17 protein-coding genes and 2 pseudogenes are annotated in these 20,943 nt (G+C 69.2%); 11 read left to right on the top strand and 8 right to left on the bottom strand.

Annotated elements, in window-relative coordinates; genetic code table 11:
- Positions 1-172: 172 nt before the first annotated feature.
- Positions 173-1,141, bottom strand: a complete 969-nt coding sequence (gene pip, locus QRX50_RS22545) for a prolyl aminopeptidase (protein WP_285973889.1) — start codon at positions 1,139-1,141, stop codon at positions 173-175.
- Positions 1,142-1,246: 105 nt separating this feature from the next.
- Here pip and QRX50_RS22550 point away from each other — a divergent pair, with 105 nt between their 5' ends.
- A complete protein-coding gene (locus QRX50_RS22550) occupies positions 1,247-1,438 on the top strand; it encodes a helix-turn-helix domain-containing protein (protein WP_285973890.1) in 192 nt (63 codons plus the stop codon).
- 197 nt (positions 1,439-1,635) lie between these two features.
- Positions 1,636-2,454 carry an SAM-dependent methyltransferase gene (locus tag QRX50_RS22555; protein ID WP_285973891.1) on the top strand — a complete coding sequence of 273 codons (819 nt, stop codon included), beginning with the start codon at positions 1,636-1,638 and terminating at the stop codon, positions 2,452-2,454.
- 89 nt (positions 2,455-2,543) lie between these two features.
- On the opposite strand, the gene QRX50_RS22560 is transcribed toward QRX50_RS22555, so the two are convergent.
- Complete coding sequence (locus QRX50_RS22560; RefSeq protein WP_285973892.1) at positions 2,544-3,188, bottom strand: hypothetical protein; 645 nt, start codon at positions 3,186-3,188, stop codon at positions 2,544-2,546.
- A gap of 366 nt (positions 3,189-3,554) precedes the next feature.
- Between QRX50_RS22560 and QRX50_RS50600 the strand changes: the two genes are divergently transcribed.
- On the top strand, positions 3,555-3,950 hold the full coding sequence (locus tag QRX50_RS50600; protein ID WP_491700791.1) for a four-helix bundle copper-binding protein: 396 nt from the start codon (positions 3,555-3,557) through the stop codon (positions 3,948-3,950).
- A 217-nt stretch (positions 3,951-4,167) separates the two neighbouring features.
- On the opposite strand, the gene QRX50_RS22570 is transcribed toward QRX50_RS50600, so the two are convergent.
- Positions 4,168-4,584, bottom strand: a complete 417-nt coding sequence (locus QRX50_RS22570) for a tyrosine-type recombinase/integrase (protein ID WP_285973894.1) — start codon at positions 4,582-4,584, stop codon at positions 4,168-4,170.
- A gap of 217 nt (positions 4,585-4,801) precedes the next feature.
- Positions 4,802-5,290 (bottom strand): carboxymuconolactone decarboxylase family protein, encoded by a 489-nt coding sequence (locus QRX50_RS22575; RefSeq protein WP_285973895.1) that lies wholly within the window; start codon positions 5,288-5,290, stop codon positions 4,802-4,804.
- 422 nt (positions 5,291-5,712) lie between these two features.
- On the opposite strand from QRX50_RS22575, the gene QRX50_RS22580 reads away from it, so the two are divergent.
- The 5 genes from QRX50_RS22580 (at position 5,713) to QRX50_RS22600 (ending at position 10,862) form a co-directional block, all read left to right on the top strand.
- Entirely contained in the window at positions 5,713-6,312 is a 600-nt protein-coding gene (locus tag QRX50_RS22580) for a VOC family protein (protein WP_285973896.1), read from the top strand.
- A 140-nt stretch (positions 6,313-6,452) separates the two neighbouring features.
- Positions 6,453-6,875, top strand: coding sequence for a site-specific integrase (locus QRX50_RS22585; protein WP_285973897.1), 423 nt, complete (start codon positions 6,453-6,455; stop codon positions 6,873-6,875).
- A gap of 110 nt (positions 6,876-6,985) precedes the next feature.
- Positions 6,986-7,174, top strand: coding sequence for a hypothetical protein (locus QRX50_RS22590; RefSeq protein WP_285973898.1), 189 nt, complete (start codon positions 6,986-6,988; stop codon positions 7,172-7,174).
- A gap of 1,463 nt (positions 7,175-8,637) precedes the next feature.
- Positions 8,638-10,047 carry a molybdopterin-dependent oxidoreductase gene (locus QRX50_RS22595; RefSeq protein WP_285973899.1) on the top strand — a complete coding sequence of 470 codons (1,410 nt, stop codon included), beginning with the start codon at positions 8,638-8,640 and terminating at the stop codon, positions 10,045-10,047.
- The gene (locus tag QRX50_RS22600; protein ID WP_285973900.1) at positions 10,044-10,862 is read left to right on the top strand and encodes a hypothetical protein; all 819 of its coding nucleotides are present in this window, start codon (positions 10,044-10,046) and stop codon (positions 10,860-10,862) included. The genes QRX50_RS22595 and QRX50_RS22600 overlap by 4 nt, the downstream gene beginning before the upstream one ends.
- A 190-nt stretch (positions 10,863-11,052) precedes the next feature.
- Here the strand turns inward: QRX50_RS22600 and QRX50_RS22610 are convergent.
- Both QRX50_RS22610 and QRX50_RS22615 read right to left on the bottom strand, forming a co-directional pair.
- Positions 11,053-11,211: pseudogene (locus QRX50_RS22610) on the bottom strand (LLM class F420-dependent oxidoreductase); the annotation flags it as partial.
- Between the two features lie 75 nt (positions 11,212-11,286).
- A complete protein-coding gene (locus QRX50_RS22615) occupies positions 11,287-12,375 on the bottom strand; it encodes an IS630 family transposase (protein WP_285973446.1) in 1,089 nt (362 codons plus the stop codon).
- A gap of 97 nt (positions 12,376-12,472) precedes the next feature.
- Between QRX50_RS22615 and QRX50_RS22620 the strand changes: the two are divergent.
- Both QRX50_RS22620 and QRX50_RS22625 read left to right on the top strand, forming a co-directional pair.
- A pseudogene (locus QRX50_RS22620) lies at positions 12,473-12,763 on the top strand (ABC transporter permease); the annotation flags it as partial.
- An 85-nt stretch (positions 12,764-12,848) separates the two neighbouring features.
- Entirely contained in the window at positions 12,849-14,789 is a 1,941-nt protein-coding gene (locus QRX50_RS22625; RefSeq protein WP_285973901.1) for a beta propeller repeat protein, read from the top strand.
- A 55-nt stretch (positions 14,790-14,844) separates the two neighbouring features.
- Here the strand turns inward: QRX50_RS22625 and QRX50_RS22630 are convergent, their stop codons facing one another.
- Positions 14,845-15,807, bottom strand: a complete 963-nt coding sequence (locus QRX50_RS22630) for a helix-turn-helix transcriptional regulator (RefSeq protein ID WP_285973902.1) — start codon at positions 15,805-15,807, stop codon at positions 14,845-14,847.
- A 78-nt stretch (positions 15,808-15,885) separates the two neighbouring features.
- Positions 15,886-17,328 (bottom strand): S8 family peptidase, encoded by a 1,443-nt coding sequence (locus QRX50_RS22635; protein ID WP_285973903.1) that lies wholly within the window; start codon positions 17,326-17,328, stop codon positions 15,886-15,888.
- 507 nt (positions 17,329-17,835) lie between these two features.
- Between QRX50_RS22635 and QRX50_RS22640 the strand changes: the two genes are divergently transcribed.
- Positions 17,836-20,919, top strand: a complete 3,084-nt coding sequence (locus tag QRX50_RS22640; RefSeq protein WP_285973904.1) for a translation initiation factor IF-2 N-terminal domain-containing protein — start codon at positions 17,836-17,838, stop codon at positions 20,917-20,919.
- The last annotated feature ends 24 nt before the right edge of the window (positions 20,920-20,943 follow it).

Consider the following 20,943-nt stretch of genomic DNA (forward strand, 5'->3'; position numbering starts at 1 on the left):
AATTCCCGTCAGGGTGTGGCCGCGGGGCGAAGAAGTGGACGCGGCGCTGATGAACTCGGTCCCGACGGCAATCGCGCCGGCCAAGCACGCCAGTTCTCTCGCGGTCGCGGTGACATCCACTTCTCCGTAAATGGGATCCGGCCTGAGTTCCATCGCCGTCGCTCCTTACTCGTCAACGTGACTCGATACGATCGGCGTGGCGGTCATTGGCCGAGCGCCATGCCTTCACCATGAGCTCGCCGCCGTGGCCTTCGCTCTCTTCGATGATCAGCTCGCTGCCGGGCCAGGCACGGTGCAGCAACCAGGGGATGACCGCCGGGCCGCTGACGTCGCGCCGACCGTGGATGAGGGTGGCTGGGATGCCACGCAGGCGATCCATTCGCTGCAGAATCGGCGGATTCAGGAACGCGTCGTTGGCCCAGTAGTGCGTGACGAGCGTGGCGAAAACACGGAGATCATCGCTCCAGCCGGTGCGTGGCTGGACATGGCCAGAGCCGATCGAGATGTGGTGATCTTCCCAGTCCATCCACGCTCGGGACGTCGCGTCACGAACCTCAGGGTCGGCGTCGGTCATCAAACGGGCGTATGCCTCGACGAGACGGCCCTCGTGTCGGCGATAACCGATGCCCGCCTGCTCGGCATGCGTCGCCAGCCGGTCCCACGCTTCGGGGTAAACAGCCCCGACTGTCTCGGTGATCCAGTCCACCTGAAACCGGTCGGTCGTGGTGACTGCAATGAGAACAAGGCCCAGCACCCTTTCCGGATGATCCTGGGCGTAGGCAAGGGTGAGCGTAGAACCCCACGACACACCGTTGAGCAGCCACTCGCCGACGTGAAGATGCTCCCTGACCCGTTCGATGTCAGCAACAAGATCGGACGTGGTGTTGTCTTCCAGCCGGTAGCCGGCCGTCGTCACAAGCGGCCTTGAACGTCCGCAGCCTCGCTGGTCCAGACCGATGATGCGGAACCGCTCCGGATCGAGTTTGTTCCGGTATTTGCCGGTGCCGAGCCCCCCACCCGGGCCTCCGTGCAAGTACAGAGCAGGGATCCCGTCAGGGTTCCCCGACTCCTCCCAGTAGATCTCATGCCCGTCACCAACCGGAAGAAGTCCGGAGGACCGCACCTTCACGTCATCGATCACGAGCGACGACACTAGCCGGGACGACCGGCCCGCGAAGCCAGACCGTCCACGCCGATCGCACACTCCCCAACACGACGAGGAGACAGCCGAACGTTCAACAAACGGTTGGTTGCGGGACGCCGCGCGGGCACGCGGCCGGATCGGCGTCGACCCCGCGTCGTCGACGCCGACAAACGCCGCATCATCCTCGCCCGCCACGCCGACGGTGAGTCCATTCGCACCATCGCCCGCGCCACCAAGCTGTCCGTCGGTACTGTCCACAACGTCCTCGCCGACCACCGCGCCGCCAGCAACTGATCACTGCTGGTCAGACATATTCACCCGGTTTTCAGCAGGTACTACGGGGACCCCGGTGCCCCGGCCATGCCGGCCGGGGCAGACGCGAAGCCTTCGCGTGCGAGAAACCCAGAGTGCGCGGATGACACCCAGGTTCCTCATTGCGGTGGCCACCGGTCAGAGTCGAAGCGCAACCGCTTAGCGGTAAGTTGCTGCTCATGAGCGAGCTCGACGACGACTTTGCGATGGTCATCGATCCGACCGTGCCGAGTACCGCCCGGGTCTACGACGCGGGCTTGGGCGGCAAAGACAACTACGAGGTCGACCGGGAAATGCTGCGCAAGGTCCAAGCCGTAGCACCCGAGGTGACCGAACTCGCCATCGTCGCTCGAGAATTTCTGATCCGTGCCGTACGCTTCCTGGCTCGCGACATCGGCATCGACCAGTTCCTCGACTGCGGTTCCGGGCTACCCACCGCCGAGAACGTCCACGAGGTCGCACAACGGTCCAACCCCGACGCGCGCGTGGTCTACGTCGACAACGATCCGGTGGTGCTCGCCCACGGCCGGGCGCTGCTGGCCGACAACGAGCAAACCCACATCGTCCGCGGCGATATCTTCCAGCCCACGACGCTGCTGGCCGATCAGACCGTGCGCGGCGAGCTCGACTGGGACAAACCCCTCGCACTGATCCACTCGATGAGCCTGCACTTCTGCGCCGACGACCCGGCCGCCGTGCTGCGTGACTACCTCGACGCCCTGCCGTCAGGATCGTATGTGGTGCTCAGCCACGCCCTCGACCCCGAAGACGACGAGTACAGCGTCGTCGCCCGCAACATCGAACGCGTATATCAAGGCGCCTCCTCAGGGCAGATCCACTTCCGTACCCGCGCCGAGATCAACACCATGCTCGCCGGACTCGAGCTGCTCAAGCCCGGCCTGGTCCAGCCGGCCGACTGGTGGCCCGCGGGCCCCCGCATGCAGCCACTCAAACTCTCCGATCACTGCCTGCTCGCAGCCGTGGGCCGCAAACCCTGACCGAGCCGCTGACGCGGCCGCAGATACGTGACCGCGCTGCCCCTTTTGGGTTTCGCCGACCGGCCGCAGCCCTGCCGGTCAGCCGATGATCAGTACGACCACTCCCACCCGATGTTGCCGTTCGGGAAGTAACCGGAGCTCTGGGTCACTTGGACTTTGCCGGTGTTGTATGGCGTGGCGAACGCGATCTGCCCCGTGTAGGCGTGGCCGGGCATGTACGTCGACGGCAGCTTTTTCAGCGGCGTCACGCACATGTCCGTCTCGATCACTCTCGTGCCGATCGTGCCAGTGGTCGATAGCGAGAATGGATTGATCCTGCCGGGTAGGACCGTGAACGGGCTTAAGCGTCGCCCCGCGACCTTGTCGGTGTAGGTCTTCACGGTGACGTCCAGGACGACCGTGGCCATGCCCACCGCGCGATGGCTGTAGGGGTCACACTTCGGGTCCACGCTGATCTTCGTGATCCAGAAGTCGACCGCATTGCTGCCGTCCCTGTTGGTGATTCCGACTCGTTCCCCGACCTTCTTCGCCAGGTAGGTGGCCGCCGCCCCAGGCGCCGGTGCGGCCTCCGGCGGTGTGATGGGCACGATCTCGGGGCGGAAGTGGGGCGTGGTGGCGGGCGGCGCGTGGGTGGCGGGCGTCGCGTGGGTGCCGCATGCGGTCAGGCCGAACGCGGCGACCGCCGTGGCATGAGCAGGACAAAGCGCCTGGGCAAGTCGTAATCCCTTGGTCAAGTGTGCTGGTGGTAGCCGGGACTGCGGGCCAGACGACGGCCTGTAGCCGATCCGCATCGTCCAAGCCGTGAACCCCCGAGAACGTGACATTGGCGCGGACACGGCAACCTTTACAGATCGCTCCTGCGGAAACGCCGATCAGCCACGTGTGTCTCGCGAACGATTGTTTCTGAGACGGCGAAACCCTGATCAAGCTGGAGTGCCGAGCTGATCGTGGCGCTCAGTCGCCAGTGCCTCGTCAGGCTTGACCTTGTAAGATCAGCGGCCTCCGGCGTCACAGTATTCTGCGAGGTTGCCTCGCTGCCCTATACCGAACCCAGCTCAAGACGACGGACGGATCGCACCATGCCCTTGGTTGTCAAACAGATGGCCGACGCCCACTCGGGTTCCCGACCGGCCTACCATGACGTATTGATCGAGTGCATCGAAGAATGCCTCGCCTGCTTCCAGGCCTGCGCTGCGTGTGCCGATGCCTGCATGGCGGAGCCTGACATCGTCTCGTTGGTCAAGTGTATGCGCACAGATCTCGATTGTTCTGACCTGTGTGCCGCCACGGCAACCGTCCTGTCGCGTCGCACAGCTGTTGACCTGACCGTCACTCGGGCAGCCGTCGAGGCCTGCCTTGCCGCTTGTATTGCATGCGCCGAGGAATGCGAGCTGCACGCTGCGCACCACGAACATTGCCGCATCTGCGCCGAGGCGTGCCGGCGGTGTGAGGAAGCGTGCCGGCGGCTCTTGGCGGCGCTTCCCGGTTCCGGATAGGGGCGGCGTTCGGACCCGGACACACGGAGCCGACTCTGAGTCTGACTCCTCACCCGCTGGTGAGGATGACCGGCGATGATCATCGACCGCGAAATCTCGGCCAGCATCGTCCCTGCCGACGGTGTGTCAGTGCCCCAGCCGCCACATGGTGGGGTGCCCGGACATCTCGCGGGATATCCAACGGAATAGCTGCTGAGCAGTGCAAACGCGGCTGCTATCAGCCTGCGCGTTCGCGTCGGCGGCGGGCGGCGCGGATGTCGGCGTCGGCGACCTGGTCGGCCAGCAGAATGTAGATCTGGGTGGTTTCGGTGGAGGCGTGCCCGAGCCGGCGGCGAACGACCTCGATGGAGACGCCGGAGTTGATGAGCTCGGTGGCGTGGGCGTGGGCGTGGCGCAGGTGGTGGATCTCGATGTCCAGCCCGACCGCGGTGCAGTAGCCGTTCCAGCGGTGGTGGGCGGCGTCGTAGGATAGCGGGCCGCCGGAGCCGTTGACGCTGGCGCGGACATCGGCCCGGAGGTGTAGCCGGCGCGCGCGAGGTAGAGCTTGACCTGCGGCCAGGACATCCGCTGCGCGTCCGTGGGCATCCGTGTCACCGGCAGCGTCAGCAACAGACCTCGGGGTTCCGGTCGTCACCGAAGACGCCTTCCTGCGACTGCTCGACGCCATGACCGGCTACCAGCCACCACCGGAGATCGATCTCAACACCGTCCCCGGACGACGACCCGACGAACAACGCGACAGCGACGACCTGTCCTACACGATCATCCAAGGAGCCAAGGCAGTGCGGCCGTCTGCAGTGCCGGCCGTCGGCGTCGCCGGCACGACGGAGTTGACGACTGCGGTGAGATCGCTAGTTCGCTCGCGCGGTCAGGTTGGGAACGGCGCCTTCGGCCAGTTTGAGCCGGGTCCAGACGTTCATGTTGATGACGATCCCGATGATCTCGAGGATCTCCTCGGGCGAGAAATGTTCGGTGAGAGTGTCGTGCCGGGCACCGAAACCACCGGCAATGGTCGCGTCCGCGACGCGTGTGAGCGCCTCAGTGTAGGCGAGGGCAGCGCGTGCTGCGTCGTCGTGGAAGTCGGTCTCCCACCAAGCGGTCAGGGTGTCGATGACCGATCGGGGTATGCCGGCGGCGCGTGCTGCCTCGTAGTGGAGGTTCAGGCAATAGACGCAGTTGTTGAGCTGCGAAACCCTCAGGCGCAGGAGCTGGGCAAGTTGGCGATCGATGCGCAACTCGGCTCGGTAACCGAAGGCATCAGCGCCGTGGCGAGCCAGTTTGGCGAGCTCCTCGTTGGCTGAGCTGTCGGCCCGCCGGTTCCGAACGGTCCCGTCGGTCATCTCGTTACTCCTGTCGGTCACGGTGATCTCCCAGTCCGACTTTAGACCCGTGGATGGACTCTAGGGTCCCGTTCATGGTTTCGGGTGCGGACTGATGTCAACCAGGTCGCTCGGGTGCCGGCGATGGCTCTGCTTGGATCAGTTCAGCTGAGAGATGGCCGGGTTTTGCCCGGTAACCGGCGGCAGCCCCATCAGCACCATCAGCCGCGTCGAGCTCGACGGCCGCGAGCCCATGCTCGACACCTGCTTCCGTTTGACCGCGGTCCTGAATCAGCGCTGACTGCTTCTCCACCCGCCGAGCCGGCGCTCACCAGCCAAGACCACCCCAGTAGCTTCTTTCTATATTGGGTGCCGGGTCGGGTATGTGGCGGCAGTAGCACGGTTCGCGGCTACTGTGGGCGCTTGTCTCATCGGGAGGATGGATGACCACTGAGGACGTGCGGCGCGTCGACATGAAGGTCGAGGTACTGGTGCTTCCCGTCGCCGACGTGGAGCGCGCGAAGGAATTTTACGGGCGGCTCGGGTGGCGGCTGGACGTGACGCCGCCTGCGGTCGTGCAGTTCACGCCGCATGGGTCGGACTGTTCGGTCCAGTTCGGGGACGGGCTGACGGACGCCGAGCCCGGCTCAGGCAAGGCGTACCTGGTCGTCGCGGACATCGTGGCGGCGCGGGACGCGCTGGTGGCCGCCGGGGTCGAGGTGGGGGAGATCTTCCACGACGGGCCGGACGGGCGGGAGACGGGCGTCGATCCGGACTGCGGGACGTACCGGTCACGGGCGACGTTCGCCGATCCGGACGGCAACCAGTGGTTGCTGCAAGAGATCACGAGCAGCCTGTCGCGGCGGGTGGACCCGGCGGAGGCGGCGTTCTCGTCGGCCGGCGACCTGGCCGCCGCTCTGCGCCGCGCGGAGGCCGCGCACGGTGAGCACGAGAAGCGCACCGGCGAGCGCGACGTGAACTGGCCCGACTGGTACGCCGAGTACATGGTCGCCGAACGGACCGGCACGCAACTGCCGACCTGAGACGGAGGCGGAGGCGATCATGGCGAAGTGGGAACTCGCAGGCCAGACCGTGGTCCTCATCGGCCGGGAACACTCCCGAAGCTGACCCGAGCCGAAAGTAGGGCGACTGGCACCGCAGCAGATCACCGACACTGCAGGTCTTGTGCCGCAGCCTGCTGCGCCGCGGTTCGGCCTCGAGCACGGTCCGGGCACACGCCGTCGCCGTCCGGACCATCGCCGACACCGTGCACCCCCATGCAGCCCGGAACCTCTACTCCATCGCCGCCGAAGCCCACGGCATCCCCATCCGGCAAATCTCCCGCGACCTCGGCCACGCCACTCTCGCGCCCACCGAGGCCTACCTCGGACAAGGCCACCACCTCGCCGGCCGCGCCGCGCGGATCCTCGCCGACCTCATCACCGCCGGCGAACCCCCCGTCCCGTCGACGCAGGAGTCATCCGGTGAGCGCCCGAGCGGACACGAGACCACGGAACAGCCTGCACGCGGACGGCACGAGGATCGAGGAGGCCCTCCCGTTCGTGGAGCAGGCCAGCGCTGCGGGCTGATACCGGCCTGCCGGTAGAGCACGTTCCCGGCACCCGGGCCCGGCAAATGCCCGCTCGCCGTGACGACGCGGACACCGTCCGCCCGCCAGACTGAACGAGTCCCGTTCAGCCCGGAAGAAGCGACGTTATGAGCAACCACCACCACGCCAGCAACAAGTACTGCGGCCACTGCGACCGCTGGCACTGCCAGTGCGACGGGTGTGACTGGTTCTGGTACAACGCCTGCACGTTCGGCGAAGCGCTCCGGCACATCCGCCTGCACCAGCTCGACCGGGTGTACGCGGAAGCGGTTGCCGGGCCGCGGCGTACCGCGTAGCCGGAATGCGCACGAGAGGTTACATCTGGGGCGCGGGTAACACCGATCCGCTCATGACCATCACTGACGTCGCTCGAGCACTCGACTCCCTCACCGACCGCCGCCGTCCACGCGATCACGGGGTGGGAACCGAATACGCATCGCCCGCCACCAAGCTGTGTCCGTCGGCACCGTCCGCAACGTCCTCGCCGACCACCGCGCCAGCAACGACTGATCAATGCTGGTCAGGCATATCCGTCCGATTTTCGACGGGACTAGGGGCCTGGTCAGAGGCTATTCCCTTGGATCTTCCGCGAGATCTCCGAGGACCCCTCTTGACGGCTGGGAGTACCTCTCACGTCCACTGTGGAATATCCGGGGACGGACAGCGTGGGAAGTGATTGTCGGTGCGGCGGTGTGCCCAGGCTCCACCCACTGCCCTCCCAGACCGCCGAGTCCTCGGGCCCGGGTCGCGCCACTCGCCGAGAGGCGACCCCCGCGCCGACCTCAAGCCACCCCCGTCCCGCTGCGCCCCTCCCCACGGCAGCGCGGGACGGGCTCATGTGTCTCCTGCTCCTGCCGCCGGACTCCCAGTGCCGCGGCGGGAGCGGGAGCATCCAGCCCCACAACGAAAGAACTCCGGGATTGAGTAGCAGCGGTCCAGCCGTTGGCGCTGAGCCAAAATCCGCAGGTCAGCGGCGGAAGTCGTCAGGACGGCTTGGCGCTGGGCGACCAACAAGGACGTGAAGTGATCACCGTTGCGCGCGGTTCTGTCGCCGCGCGTCCGCTCCGGCATCGCGGTTGAGCACTTCGTTTCTCCAGTCAGGTACTCCAGCGCTAGCACCGGGCGTTGATCGCCCTCGGTTTCTTGCGGCTGAGGTGGGTGACCAGCCAGTCGTCGAGGTCGGCGCGGCGGGCCGCAGGGGGTCGACGCGGTTGCGCAGGCAGTAGACCTGCCACTGGGCCAGATCGGTCTCGTAGCGGCGGGTGTGCTCGGATTTGGCGCCGGCGACCTGGTTGGCCCAGCAACCCCGGTCAAGCCACGCAGATGATCGTGCTCGCCCGGGTCCGTGGCGAGGTACACGGCTGCGTCTCCCGCCGCCCTCCACTGACGCACGGACGAGAATCCGAAACGCAGAGGTGCCGCAGACCGGAAGCGCCGGTGCTTTCCAAGCTTCGGTCAGCACCAGAGCCGCCTACTAGGGGTAAGACGGGGGTGGGTCTGTGCCACCAACTTGGCATGAGCTTACTGATCATGCCGACGAAGGGCGCGGGGATGCTCGCGGAGTGTCCGGGAAGAGCCGCGGACACCGCGGATCAGCGGTACAAGCTCGCCCAGGGCCTGCCAGATGAACAAGGTGTTCCCGACCCACTGGTCGCACTTGATCCATGAGATTTCGCTGTCGAAGCGCACTGGACAGCGCCAATGCCCGCCGAGGGCGATCGATGTCGAAAACCAATGAAAGCTCAATCCAACGAGGGAGGTGCAGGCGGCGGCGGTGCGAAGCCTCTGCCTGTCGTCTATGGCAAATAGCTCGCCCCGGCCTTCCAGCTCTCGGGAAGTCGACCGGTTCGCGACCGAGCCGCCCGGGGAGGACGTCGAGTACGGCTTCCCCGCGGCCTTCTGGCGGGCTGTCGGAAAGCGCCGGCCACCTGGTCTCGGCCGGACCCGCGCCTGGCGCAGTCCGCTGCGCGGGCCATGGCTGACGTCGATCTTCGGTGCTGTTCTGCTGGCGATGTTGCCGGTGGTGATCCTCACGGGGCTGCTGGACTACATCGCCTATGGCCCCCAGTTCAGGCAAGCGTTCCCCGTCGACGTCGGCTGGATGCACCTGCCGTTCTTCGACTGGCCGACCCGGCCGTCGTGGTTGTTCCGGCTGACAGAGGGCCTACATGTCGGGCTCGGCCTCGTGATGATCCCGGTGGTGCTGGCCAAGCTCTGGTCGGTGGTGCCGAAGCTGTTCGCCTGGCCGCCGTCGCGCTCGATCGCCCAGCTGCTGGAGCGGCTGTCACTGTTGCTGCTGGTAGGTGGCATCCTCTTCGAGATCGCCACTGGTGTGCTGAACATCCAGTACGACTACATATTCGGGTTCAGCTTCTACCGCGCGCACTACGTCGGGGCCTGGGTGTTCATTGGGGCATTCGTCTCCCACGTCGTGATCAAGTTGCCGAAGATGGTCAGGGCGCTGCGTTCGAGGTCCCTGCGAGTGGAACTGCGTACGACTCGCGCCGACACCCGGCCTGAAGTCGTCGACAGCGACTTGGTTCCCATCGCCCCTGCGCCGGCGACGATCAGCCGCAGGGGAGCGATCGGGCTAGTAGGCGGAGGAGCGTTGCTGGTCGCCGTGCTCACTGCCGGGCAGACCATCGGGGGATTCACCCGTAGCTGGGCGCTGCTGTTGCCTCGCGGGCGATCCTACGGCGACGGGCCCAACGACTTCCAGGTCAATAAAACCGCTGTCGCCGCGCAGATCACGGCCAGGGACACGGGCCCGGCGTGGCGGCTGACGCTGTTGGGCGGTCCACGGCCGGTCCAGCTCGACCGTACTCAACTCCGCGCGATGCGCCAGCACGCCGCCACGCTACCGATCGCCTGCGTGGAAGGCTGGTCCGCGACGCAGGACTGGTCAGGGGTCCGGCTCCGGGACCTGGCCGCAGCGGCCGGCGTGCCGGCTCCGGAGAGCGCGATGGTCGAGTCCATCGACACCGGCTCGTTCGGCCGTGCCACGCTGCAGGCCAACCAGGTGCTGGACCCCGACGCGTTGCTGGCCTTGCGGGTCAACGGCACCGACTTGTCGCTGGACCACGGCTTCCCGGCACGGGTCATCGTGCCGGCCCTGCCCGGGGTGCACTGCACGAAATGGGTCCGGTCCATCGAGTTCCGGAGCCGATGACGATGCGTACCGTCCTTTCCCGCGTCCGCGGGTTCTACGGCGACAATCCCCTGCACCTGCTGGTGCTGATCGTCTGCTTCGCTCTGGCCGGATTCGCCGCAACGCACGAGGTGACCGACCGCCTGTGGCCGTTGGCGCTGATCTGGTTCCTCGCGGCCGTCGTGGCGCACGACCTCATTTTGTTCCCCGTGTACGCCCTGCTGGACATTTCGTCCACCTCCCTGCTGGGCGCTGTGCGCAGACATCGTCGCAGTTCAACGCCGCCTCGTGTGCCCGCGCTGAACTACATCCGCATTCCCGTCCTCGGCACCGCGCTCACGTTCTTGTTGTTTCTGCCGGGCATCATCGAGCAGGGCGCGGTCGCGTATCAGGCGGCCACCGGTCAAACGCAAGAGCCCTACCTTGCTCGTTGGGTGCTGGTGGTCGCGGTCATGTTCGCAGCCAGTGCGGTGGCATATGTGATCCGGTTGTACGTCAGCGGTATTGCGGTTCGCGCGGCATTGGCGCCTGTACGAGCCATGTTCGAAGAAGGAGAACGCGTCCTTCTCGTCGCGGAGGGGCCCTCCGCCCCGGTCACTGTCGTCGCGACATCGGCGGCCCTATACCACCCGGCTGGCGACCGACCAGGAGCGTGGCTGCGCACGCCGTGGCGCGAACTGGCCGACGTCGAATGGCGAGCCGATGGCGGCCTGCTCGACCTCGTGACCAGCACCCGGACAGAGGGCCGGCCATGCCAGGTGTCCCTCACGTCTCCCGAGGCGTTGATCGACCTGGCGAAGAAACTCGTCGCTGAGGGAGCGCGCAGTCCTCGCTAGTAGATCTCGCCGGTGACGAACGGGTCGTACATCCGTAGTACAGCCGCGGCAGCTCACCACCCGCCGGGCACGGCGACTGCAGGTCGGCAGGGATGTGCGAGTGCTCCCCGACGAACAGCGCGCCGGGACGGATGCCCTCGTCCGCGACGAACTGAAGATCCCGAACCTCATGCGCTCATCGAGCCACGGTTCACCGGTGATCTGCCGCCAGCCGGGCAAGTTCGTCGAGTGCGGTGAGCGTCTCAGCCTCGGGCAGCGTGGGCAGCAGGAACGTGTAGCGCTCCACGCCGGCTTCGGCGGAGCCGTCGCCGAAAACACTGAACGGTACGTCGGTGCGACCCTGCTCGGATGTTCTTCTGGTCGGGCATCGGGTGCTCCTACCTGGTGAAAGGGGAGCGAAGCTGTCGGCGTAACTAGTGCCGTATCAAGCAACGTTGGGTAGGTAATCGGGGCGGCGGATTTTGGAGTTGATGGCGAAGTGGCGTTTGGGGTGGCTGTGGCGGTTGCGCCAGCGGAGGTAGCCGGTGATGGCGGCTTCCTGGGCGGCGTGGCTGGGGTAGTCGCTGCCGTCGAGGGTGAAGTAGCGGACCGCGGTGAACTCGCACTCGATCCAGTTCAGCCAGGACGCGTTGGTGGGTGTGTAGATCAGTTCGATGTCGTTGGCCGCGCACCAGTCCCGGACCTCGGCCTTGCCGTGTGGTCCGTAGTTGTCGCTGACCAGGTAGAGCTTCCCGGTCGGGAAGCGGCGGCGCAGTTGCTTGCAGAAGTCGAGGAACTGCGGCCAGCGTTTGCGGTCGCGGAACCGGTAGAACATCTGCCCGGAGGCCAGATCGAGCGCAGCGAACATCTGCCGGACACCCTTGGTGCGGGTGTAGGTCGCGCGCTGCCGGGCCGGGCGGCTGCGGGGAAACCAGCCGCGGCCGGGGCGGGGTTGCAGGTTCAGCGGCCCGAACTCATCGACACAGATCACTCGCCCGTCGGCGGGTGGGTGATCGTAGAGGTCGAGGATGCGGTTCTTCTTGGCCACGAAATCGGGATCCTTGCTGGCTTTCCACGTCTTCGTCGCCTGCCATGACACGCCTGCCTTGCGCAGGATCTGCCGGACGGTCTCGGTGCTCGCCCTGATCCATGCGTGTTCGGCGAGGTAGGCGACCAGCTTGGTCAGGCTCCAGGTCGTGAACGGCAATCCCAGCTCGGCGGGCTTGCAGGCGGCGATGCGGCTGATTTGATCACGGGCGGCCGGACCGAACTTACGAGGTCGACCGCCCCTCCATTTTGGGGACAACGCCGCGAACCCGGACTCGTTGAACGCGTGGATCACCTCCCGCACATAGCCTTCGGTCGCGGCGAACATCGCCGCGATCTCCTTCGCGGACCGGCCTTGCGACGAGGCCAGCACAATCCCGGATCGTCGCAGCCGCACCCGATCCCGGGCCGACCTCGTGATCTTGACCAGCCGCTGGGCCTCCTCCGGCTCCAGCGACCGCGCGAACACCTCCGGCTGACGCGCCACCAGCCTCACCTCCACAGCCAGCCTCGCGATCACCGGCCCGGATGTCCACACGACACGATGACAACGTCAACGTTTCTTGATGAGGCACTAGCTGAAAGTCACGCTCGTGAGCTACCTGAAGTCGACGTCGCAGTTCGACTACATCCAGCTCGTGTTGATGCCGATGTTCCTGTTCTCCACCACGTTCTTCCCGATCACGGTCTACCCCGAGGCGCTGCAGTGGGTGGTCCGCTGTTTTCCGCTGTACCTAGGCATCGAGCTCATGCACGGCCTCGCGACCGGCTTCTTCTCGTGGAGCATGGCGGGCAACCTCGCCTACCTGCTGGTGCTCGCGGCGATCGGGGTCTGGGGGTCGACGCGGCGGATCGCGAAGCTCCTGCTGACCTGACGCGGGGTGTCCGAAGTGCGACCTGTCGTATTTCGGTCACGGCGAAGATCGTGACGCCGCGCCCGGGCTGCCCCAGGCTGACCGGATGCACGGAAGACCTCTGAAGCTGGCCGCGCTCACCGCCGGCTTGTCCCTCGCCCTGGCCGTCCCCACTGTTTCTGCTTCGGCCGAGCCCGCCCACGCACAGCCGTGGCAGCTCGTCGGCCCGAACAGCACCGGCGGGCACCTCGCGTTCACGCCCGACGCCCCGGCGCGGCTGTACGTGCTGCCCGACAGCGGCCGCGCCGTCTACCGCACCGACGACCACGGCGACACCTGGACCACCCCGGGTCCGTTGGGCGCCGGCGGCACCGCGATCACGGCCGACCCGCGCGACGGGTCCGTCGTCTACGTCGCCGCCACCGATCCGGCCACGGGCACCGGCGAGGTGCTGCGCAGCGACGACGCGGCGCGCACGTTCCGTGCGGTCGCCACGAGTCCCGGCCTGCTCGCGTCCGTGGTGGTCTCGCCTTCGGGCGAGGACGTGTTCGCGGCGGGTGACGACGGCGTGCTCACCAGCACCGACCACGGCCGCCACTGGGCGAAGCTCCCGGGCGCGCCGGCGGGCGTCACCGACCTCGCCCTCGACGGTGATCACCTGTTCCTGGCCACCGGCAGCGAAATCCACGTCGTGGACAACGCGCTGGGCCACCCGCGCGCGCCGCGCAAGCTCTCGGTGCCCGGCACGCCGTACCTCTCGAACCTGGCCGCGGCGGACGGCATCGTGGTCGGCTCGGGTGTGCTCGGCAGCGCCGTGTTCTCCACCGACGGCGGCCGGACGTTCCGCACCCTGATCGGTCCGTGGGGCGCCGACGACGCGATGGCGTTCACCGGGCTGACCCCCGCCGGCGAGCTCGTGGTCCAGTCCATCGCCTCACCGCGGCCCGACGGCAGCGCGGGCGCCCGCGACGTCTGGGTCAGCCGCGACCGCGGCCGCACGTGGACCGACCGCCCGGCCGCGACCGGCGCGATCGACCTCTACTCCGAGATCGGCAGCTTCCCCGATCGCCCGCGCGAGCAGGTCGTCGCCGCGGCCGCCGGGATCTTCACCACGCGCGACTCGGTGACGTTCCGGCGCATCGGCGTGCCCGACACCGAGGTCAACGCGCTCGCGAGCGTCGGACCGGCGCTCGTCGCGGCCACGCGCAGTGGCACTTATCGTTCGACGGCGCCGTTCGCGGCGCACCTCCCGCGTGGCTACCAGGACTGGGGCTGGACCGGCCAGGCCCCGGACACCTTGGGCAACTCCGTCGGCGCCCTCGCGACCGTCTCGGCGAAGGCCGTGCTGCGCGTGCGGCAGGGCTACTGCGAGGTCGACTGCTTCACCGTCGAAAGCTCCGGCTACGGCGGCACGACGTGGCAGCAGTTCGCGATCGTGCCGGGCAACTCCCGCGCGCTGGCCGTCGACCCGCGCGACCCCAGCACGGTGTACGCGGGCAGCTACCTCACGCCCGCCGTCTACACGAGCCACGACGGCGGCCGCACGCTGACGCAGCACGCGCTCGCCGGCCTCGACGGCGTGCAGTCGATCGCCGTCGACCCGCGCTCTCGCGGTGCCGTGTGGATCGGCGACGTCACCGGCCTCTACCGCAGCACCGACGGCGGCGCCACCGCGCGGAAGCTCTTCGACGGCGAGGTCGCCCACGTGACGGTCGACCCGCGCGACGCCCGCCACGTCGTGGTCACCGGCGCCGGCTTCGTCAAGGTCACCACCGACGGCGGCGCCACGTTCCGCTCCGCGGCCGGCCTCGGCACCGCCGGCTACTCCGACGCCAGCTTCACCCGCGACGGCACCTTGTACGTCTCCTCCGCCGACAAGTACGAACCCGGCGCCGGCGTCCTCCTCAGTCACGACGGCGGCCGCCACTTCGCCGCGCTGCCCACCCAACCGGCCGACCGCGACGTCCGCACCCTCCTGCCCTCCGCCGACGGCCGCTGGCTCCTCGCCGGCACGGGCGCGGGCGTCTACCGCCTGCCCCTGCGGTGATCCACCGGGCCGGGTGTCCACTGAGGACACCCGGCCCCGTGTCCTCAGTGGAAATTCAGCCGTCGAGCCAGCCGAGTTTCGCGACTTGCCACGCCAGCTGCATCCGGCTCTGCGCGTCGGCCCGCTGCATCAGGTCCTGCAACCTCCGCTGGACCGTCCGGTGGCTCACCCCGAGGTGCTTCGCTATCGACTTGTCGCTCACGCCACCGACGAGCAGAGACAGCAGCCGGCGCTCTTCGGCCGACAGCGGAGCGTCTGCGAGCACGCCGTCGATGCGCAGGGGAGAAGCGCGTTCCCAGTAACTCTCGAACAGCGCCACCAACCCGGTCACCAGGCTGCTGCCCAGCACGAGCGCAGCGGTCGGTTCGCCCGTGGCCTCGTCGTCGGCGAGCGGGCACAGCGCGAGCGCCCGGTCGGCCACGGCGAGGCGAACGGGCAGTTTCGCGATGGTCCGAGCCCGTTCGCCCAGGCGGATCCCCTCGGCGAGGCCCGCGATCGCGCCCGGTTCTTCGAGCAGCGCGGTCTCGTAGAGCACCCGGAAGCGCACCCCGCGGGCCAGGGCGCGGAACTCCTCGTCGTTCTCGGCGGCGGGCATGGCGATGGGCGCCTCGCGGCAGAACCACAGCACCTCCTCACGTGCGTCGCGCTGGAGGCTCAGCGCCTGCTGCCGGATCGCCTCCGCACCGGTGACGACCTCGACCAGCCGCGACGAATCACGCCGCCGCGCGCTGTCGCGGTACTGCTCGGCCAGCTCCGTCACGGCGGAGCGGGCGCGCTCGAGCTCCGACTGGCCGTGGCGCAGCAACGGCCCGAGCGAGACATCGGGCGGCGCCGGCACGTAGTGCTCGCCGGTGCGGCTCACGAGGCGCTTGGCCACGAGCGAGCCGAGAACCCGCTCGACCTCCGCCACGGCGAGCCCCAGCCGCGCGGCCACCTCGCCGGCCGTGGCGCGGTAGCCGCCCACGAGCACTCGGAACACCCGCTCCTCGTCGGCGGTCAGGCCGAGCGCTTCTAGCACCGAACCTCCTTGCGCACGTCGGCGAACTGCGTCCGGTATCCAACCCGGGGGAGGTGTCGAAACGATCACGGGCGGGGCCTAACGCGCGGGGTTCGGCGGGCCCGCCTCCGGAGGGGTCACGGCCGCGAGTGCGTCGACCAGGCCGTGGCCGTAGAAGCCGTTGTAGCTGTCGTAGCCGGCGCAGTAGGCGTCCTGGGTGCCATCGCCGGTGAGGTCGTAGTCGTCGGGGCACGGCATGGGCGTGGCGCGCGTGTGCAGGGCGTGGCGCAGGTCCGCAGCCGACATGCCGGGGTGTGCCGACTTCAGCAGCGCCAGCACGCCCGCGACGTGCGGCGCGGCCATCGACGTGCCGCACAGCGGCGCGTAGCCCCCGGGCACGGTCGACACCACGCAGCGCCCGGCCTCGCCGCCGGGGGCAGTGACATCCACCACACCGAGGCCGTACGAGCTGTAGCCGGCCTTCACGCGGTCCGCGCCCACAGCCGACACCGCCACCACGTCGCGAAGGCCGGCTGGCAGTGCTTCGCACTTCGCGGCCCCGGCGGTCCGCACGCCAGAGTGGGCCGACGGCGTCAGGTCCACGGCTTCGTTGGTCGCCGCGGCGACGTTCAGCGTCCCGGCCGACGTGGCGTACTCCACCGCGCGCGCCAGCACCTCGTGGACGACGCCGCGGTCGTCCCCGCGCACGCACGAGAGGGACCACGGGTTCACGAACCAGCTGCTGTTGGTCACGGGCAGGTGGTGCGCCGCCGACCACATCAGCCCGCACACCGCGGCCTCGGGATCGGCGTAGCCGCGGTCGTCGATCACCTTCACCGACGCGATCCGCACGCCGGGCGCGACGCCCGTCACACCCTTGCCGTCGTCGGCCGCGGCGATGATGCCGGCCACGTGCGTGCCGTGCACCGAGGTCGTCGGTTGCCAGGCCTCCGGCCGGGGGTCGGCGACGCCGGTGAGGCAGCCGGCGGAGTCGGCGGGATCCATCGCGGCGGCGAGATCGGGGTGGCGCGGGTCGACGCCGGAGTCGAGCACGCCGACCACCACGTCACGGCTGCCTTCACTCACCTGGTGCGCGGAGGGCGCGCCCACCAGCTTCATGTCCCACTGCTCACCCGACAGGTCGGCCGTCGACACCTGCGCCGGGTCGCTCAAGTGCAGCTCGGCCCGCGCGGGCTGCGGCGGCACGGTTTCGCCGCTCGCGCGCTGCGTCGCGAGCCGGGTGCCCTGTGCGCTGAACGCGCGGTCAAGCCCGAAGTGCGATCCGAAGTCCGGATCGTCCGAAGTGACGACCCCGACGGCGATCTGTGGGTAGTACCCGGACGAGTGACCGCAGGCGGCTTCGACCTGATCGTGTGCGGAGTCTTCGGAGGTGCCCCGGTCGAAGGCGACGACGTAGCGCAAGGTCCGCCCGGACGGGTGGCAGCTCGGCGCGTCCGCGCTCGCCGGCCCGGCGGCGAGGCACCCGGAGAGCGCCGCGACGAGGCACACGGCCGCGCGCAGCGGCCGCGCCAGCAGGGACACCGGACCTCCTACCGGATGCAGGAAACGCCGGGCACCCGCGCGCACGCGTGCCCGAGCCGCACGGTAACCAGGCTCGGGCGGCGGGACAAGCGAAACGGCCAAGTTCGCCCCACCTCGGCACGCCCGGGTGGCTGCGCAAGGCACCGACTACACCGGGTGCACCCCGGGGTGTGGGATACTCACGTCGACCGCCTCGACGACGGGCATCCTGCCTGCGTCGTGAGTGGTCCGGAGGAGTGCCGGACCGGCACCATTCGCGTCGCCCCCGGGAGGCCGGGCAGCTCGACGTGGTGGGGCTGGCCCGCGAGGGGTCGGAGCCAGGCCGGCGCGCCGCCGAGGAGACCTGACCGTGCCCGGTTCGCCGAACCCGGTGGACCGCACGGTTTACCACGCAAGGATTCCCGCCGCTGGTCACCACCACGGCGGGCACGGAACAGAAAGGGCCCCTGCGCGGCCGCGTCGTGACCGGTGAGAACCGGCAGACGCGCCCGGGGGCGGAGGAGACACATGTCGAACGCGGAAACACCCGCCGATCAGACCGGCGGGAATACCGCCGCACCCGTGACCAGCCAGCTCGGGGAGCTGCCGCCGCGCATTCGCGTGCACGCGCTGGCCAAGCTGCTGGGCTCCAGCAGCCGCGACCTGCTCGCCAAGCTGGCCGAGCTGGGCGAGAGCCCCCGCAGCGCGCAGTCGAGCGTGACGCGCGAGGTCGCCGTCAAGGTGGCCGAGGCGCTCGCCCCGGCCGAGAGCACGCCCGCGGCTACCACGACCCCTGAGGTCGCCCAGGTCACTGAGCAGCCGGCTCAGCCCGAACCCGTCCAGGCCGAAAGCGCCGAAAGCGCCAAGACCAGCAAGACCGCCGAGGCCCCCGAGGTCACCGAGGTCACCGAGCAGCCCGCCGAGGAGCAGGCCGCCCCGGCACAGCGCGAGCCGCGCCGCCGCGTCCGCCGGGCCGCCGTGCCCGCGGTCGTCGTGAGCGACCCGCCCGCGGAGGTCGAGGCCGAGGAGCCGGCGCAGGCCAAGCGCCCGGTGCACGTGCCGGTGTTCGCCGCGCCGTCGCCGGTCTTCCTGCCGCCGGAGCCCGAGCCCGCCGGCGAGCGGCCCGCGCGCAGCCGGCCCGAGCCGGTGTTCGGCGTCGGCCCGAAGCCGGTCGCCGAGGAGGCGCCGGCCGAGGACGAGCAGGCCGAGGACACCACGGGCGAGGACACCGACGACCGCTCCGACGACGACGAGGACGGTGCGGCCGGTCGGCGCCGACGTCGTCGCGGCCGCCGTGGCCGTGGCCGGGGCAAGGGCGGCGACGAGGGCGGCGCCGAAGACGACGAGGCCGCCGACGAGCCGGAGCGCAAGCGCGGCTCGGCGAAGCAGGACGACAAGCCGGCCGACAAGCCCGAGAAGCAGGCCGACAAGGCCGACTCCGAGCAGGGTGAGCAGGCCGAGTCCGAGGACGCGTCCGGCGAAGCCGATGCCGACGGCGACTCCGACGGCGAGGGCGGCAGCCGCCGCCGGCGCCGTCGCCGCCGTCGCAAGGGCGGGGACGACGACGGGTCCGACGCGACCACCGACGACCCGCCCAACACCGTCACCCACGTGCGCCAGGCCAAGGCCGAGCAGCCCGAGCGCCCGGCGCGCGACGAGGTGCGCAGCGTCCGCGGCTCCACCCGCCTGGAGGCCAAGCGCCAGCGCCGCCGCGACGGCCGCGAGGCCGGCCGCCGCCGTGCCCCGATCCTGTCCGAGGCCGAGTTCCTCGCCCGCCGCGAGGCGGTGGAGCGCACGATGGTCGTCGCCGAGAAGGGCGACTCCACGCAGATCGCCGTGCTCGAGGACGGCGTGCTCGTGGAGCACTTCGTCACCTCGGCCGGCACCGGCTCGATCGTGGGCAACGTCTACCTCGGCCGCGTGCAGAACGTGCTGCCGAGCATGGAGGCCGCGTTCATCGACATCGGCCGCGGCCGCAACGCCGTGCTCTACGCCGGCGAGGTCGACTGGGACGCCGCCGGCCTGGAGGGCAAGGCACGCAAGATTGAGCAGGCCCTGTCCACCGGTGACAGCGTGCTCGTGCAGGTCACAAAGGACCCGGTCGGGCACAAGGGCGCCCGGCTGACCACGCAGATCTCGCTGCCCGGCCGCTTCCTGGTCTACGTGCCGGCCGGCGGGGCCACGGGCATCTCGCGCAAGCTGCCGGAGAACGAGCGGCGCCGCCTCAAGGACATCCTCAAGCGGATCGTCCCCGAGGACGCGGGCGTGATCATCCGCACCGCGTCGGAGGGCATCGTCGAGGAGGAGCTCGACCGCGACGTCCGCCGCCTCAAGGTGCAGTGGGACGTCATCAAGGAGAAGGCCGACGCCGGTGCCGCCAAGAAGGGCGGCGCGCCGACCATGCTCTACGAGGAGCCCGACCTGCTGGTGAAGGTCGTGCGCGACCTGTTCACCGAGGACTTCGCCAAGCTCGAGGTGCAGGGCGGCAAGTCCTTCGACACGATCCACTCGTACGTGGAGCACGTGGCCCCGGACCTGGCCGACCGGCTCAAGCGCTACACCGGCACCGGCGACGTGTTCGCCGACCACCGGATCGACGAGCAAATCACGAAGGCGCTCGACCGCAAGGTCTGGCTGCCTTCCGGCGGTTACCTCGTCATCGACCGCACCGAGGCGATGACGGTGATCGACGTCAACACCGGCAAGTTCACCGGCTCGGGCGGCAACCTCGAGGAGACGGTGACGCGCAACAACCTGGAGTCGGCGGAAGAGATCGTCCGCCAGCTGCGGCTGCGCGACATCGGCGGCATCATCGTGATCGACTTCATCGACATGGTGCTCGAGTCCAATCGCGAGCTGGTGCTGCGGCGCCTCACCGAGTGCCTCGGCCGCGACCGCACGCGCCACCAGGTCGCCGAGGTCACGTCGCTGGGTCTCGTGCAGATGACCCGCAAGAAGATCGGCACGGGCCTGCTCGAGGCGTTCTCCACGCCGTGCGAGCACTGCAAGGGCCGCGGGGTCATCGTGTCCACCGAGCCGCAGCGCACCGGTGGTGGCGGCACCGGCGGCGGCAACGGCGGCGGCAACAACAACGGCCACAACCACGGCAACGGTGGTGGCGGCGGCGGGGACACCAAGAGCTCCCGGCGTTCGCGTGGCCGTGGCAAGGGCGAGGAACCGCAGCCCGAGCACGCCAAGGTCGTGGAGCCGGCACCGGCGCCCACGCCCGAGCAGCGCGAGTCCGTGGTCTCGGCCGTGCAGGCGATGGCGAACGCGTCGAAGGTGGCGTCCCACAAGGGTGAGCACGAGGGCGAGCCGGAGCCGCACGTCGAGGACGAGCCGAAGCCGCTGGCCGAGGCCGTGAAGACGGTGGAGACGGCGCAGGAGACGGCGGCCCCGGCCGCCGAGACCCCGGCGCCGCCCGTCGAGGAAGCTTCTCGGCCGGCTGAGAAGACCGAGGTGACCAAGACCGCTGAGGCGGCCGAGGAGACTTCGGAGACCGAATCCGAGGTCGACGTGCCGGCTCCGGCCACGCGACCCACCCGGCGCCGGTCGCGCCGGGCGGCGTCGCGCCCGGCGGGTCCGCCGGTGCACGCCTCGGAGCAGAGCTGAAAGACCACGTAGGGGACCCCGGTG

The organism is Amycolatopsis sp. 2-15 (assembly GCF_030285625.1).
GTDB lineage: Bacteria > Actinomycetota > Actinomycetes > Mycobacteriales > Pseudonocardiaceae > Amycolatopsis > Amycolatopsis carbonis.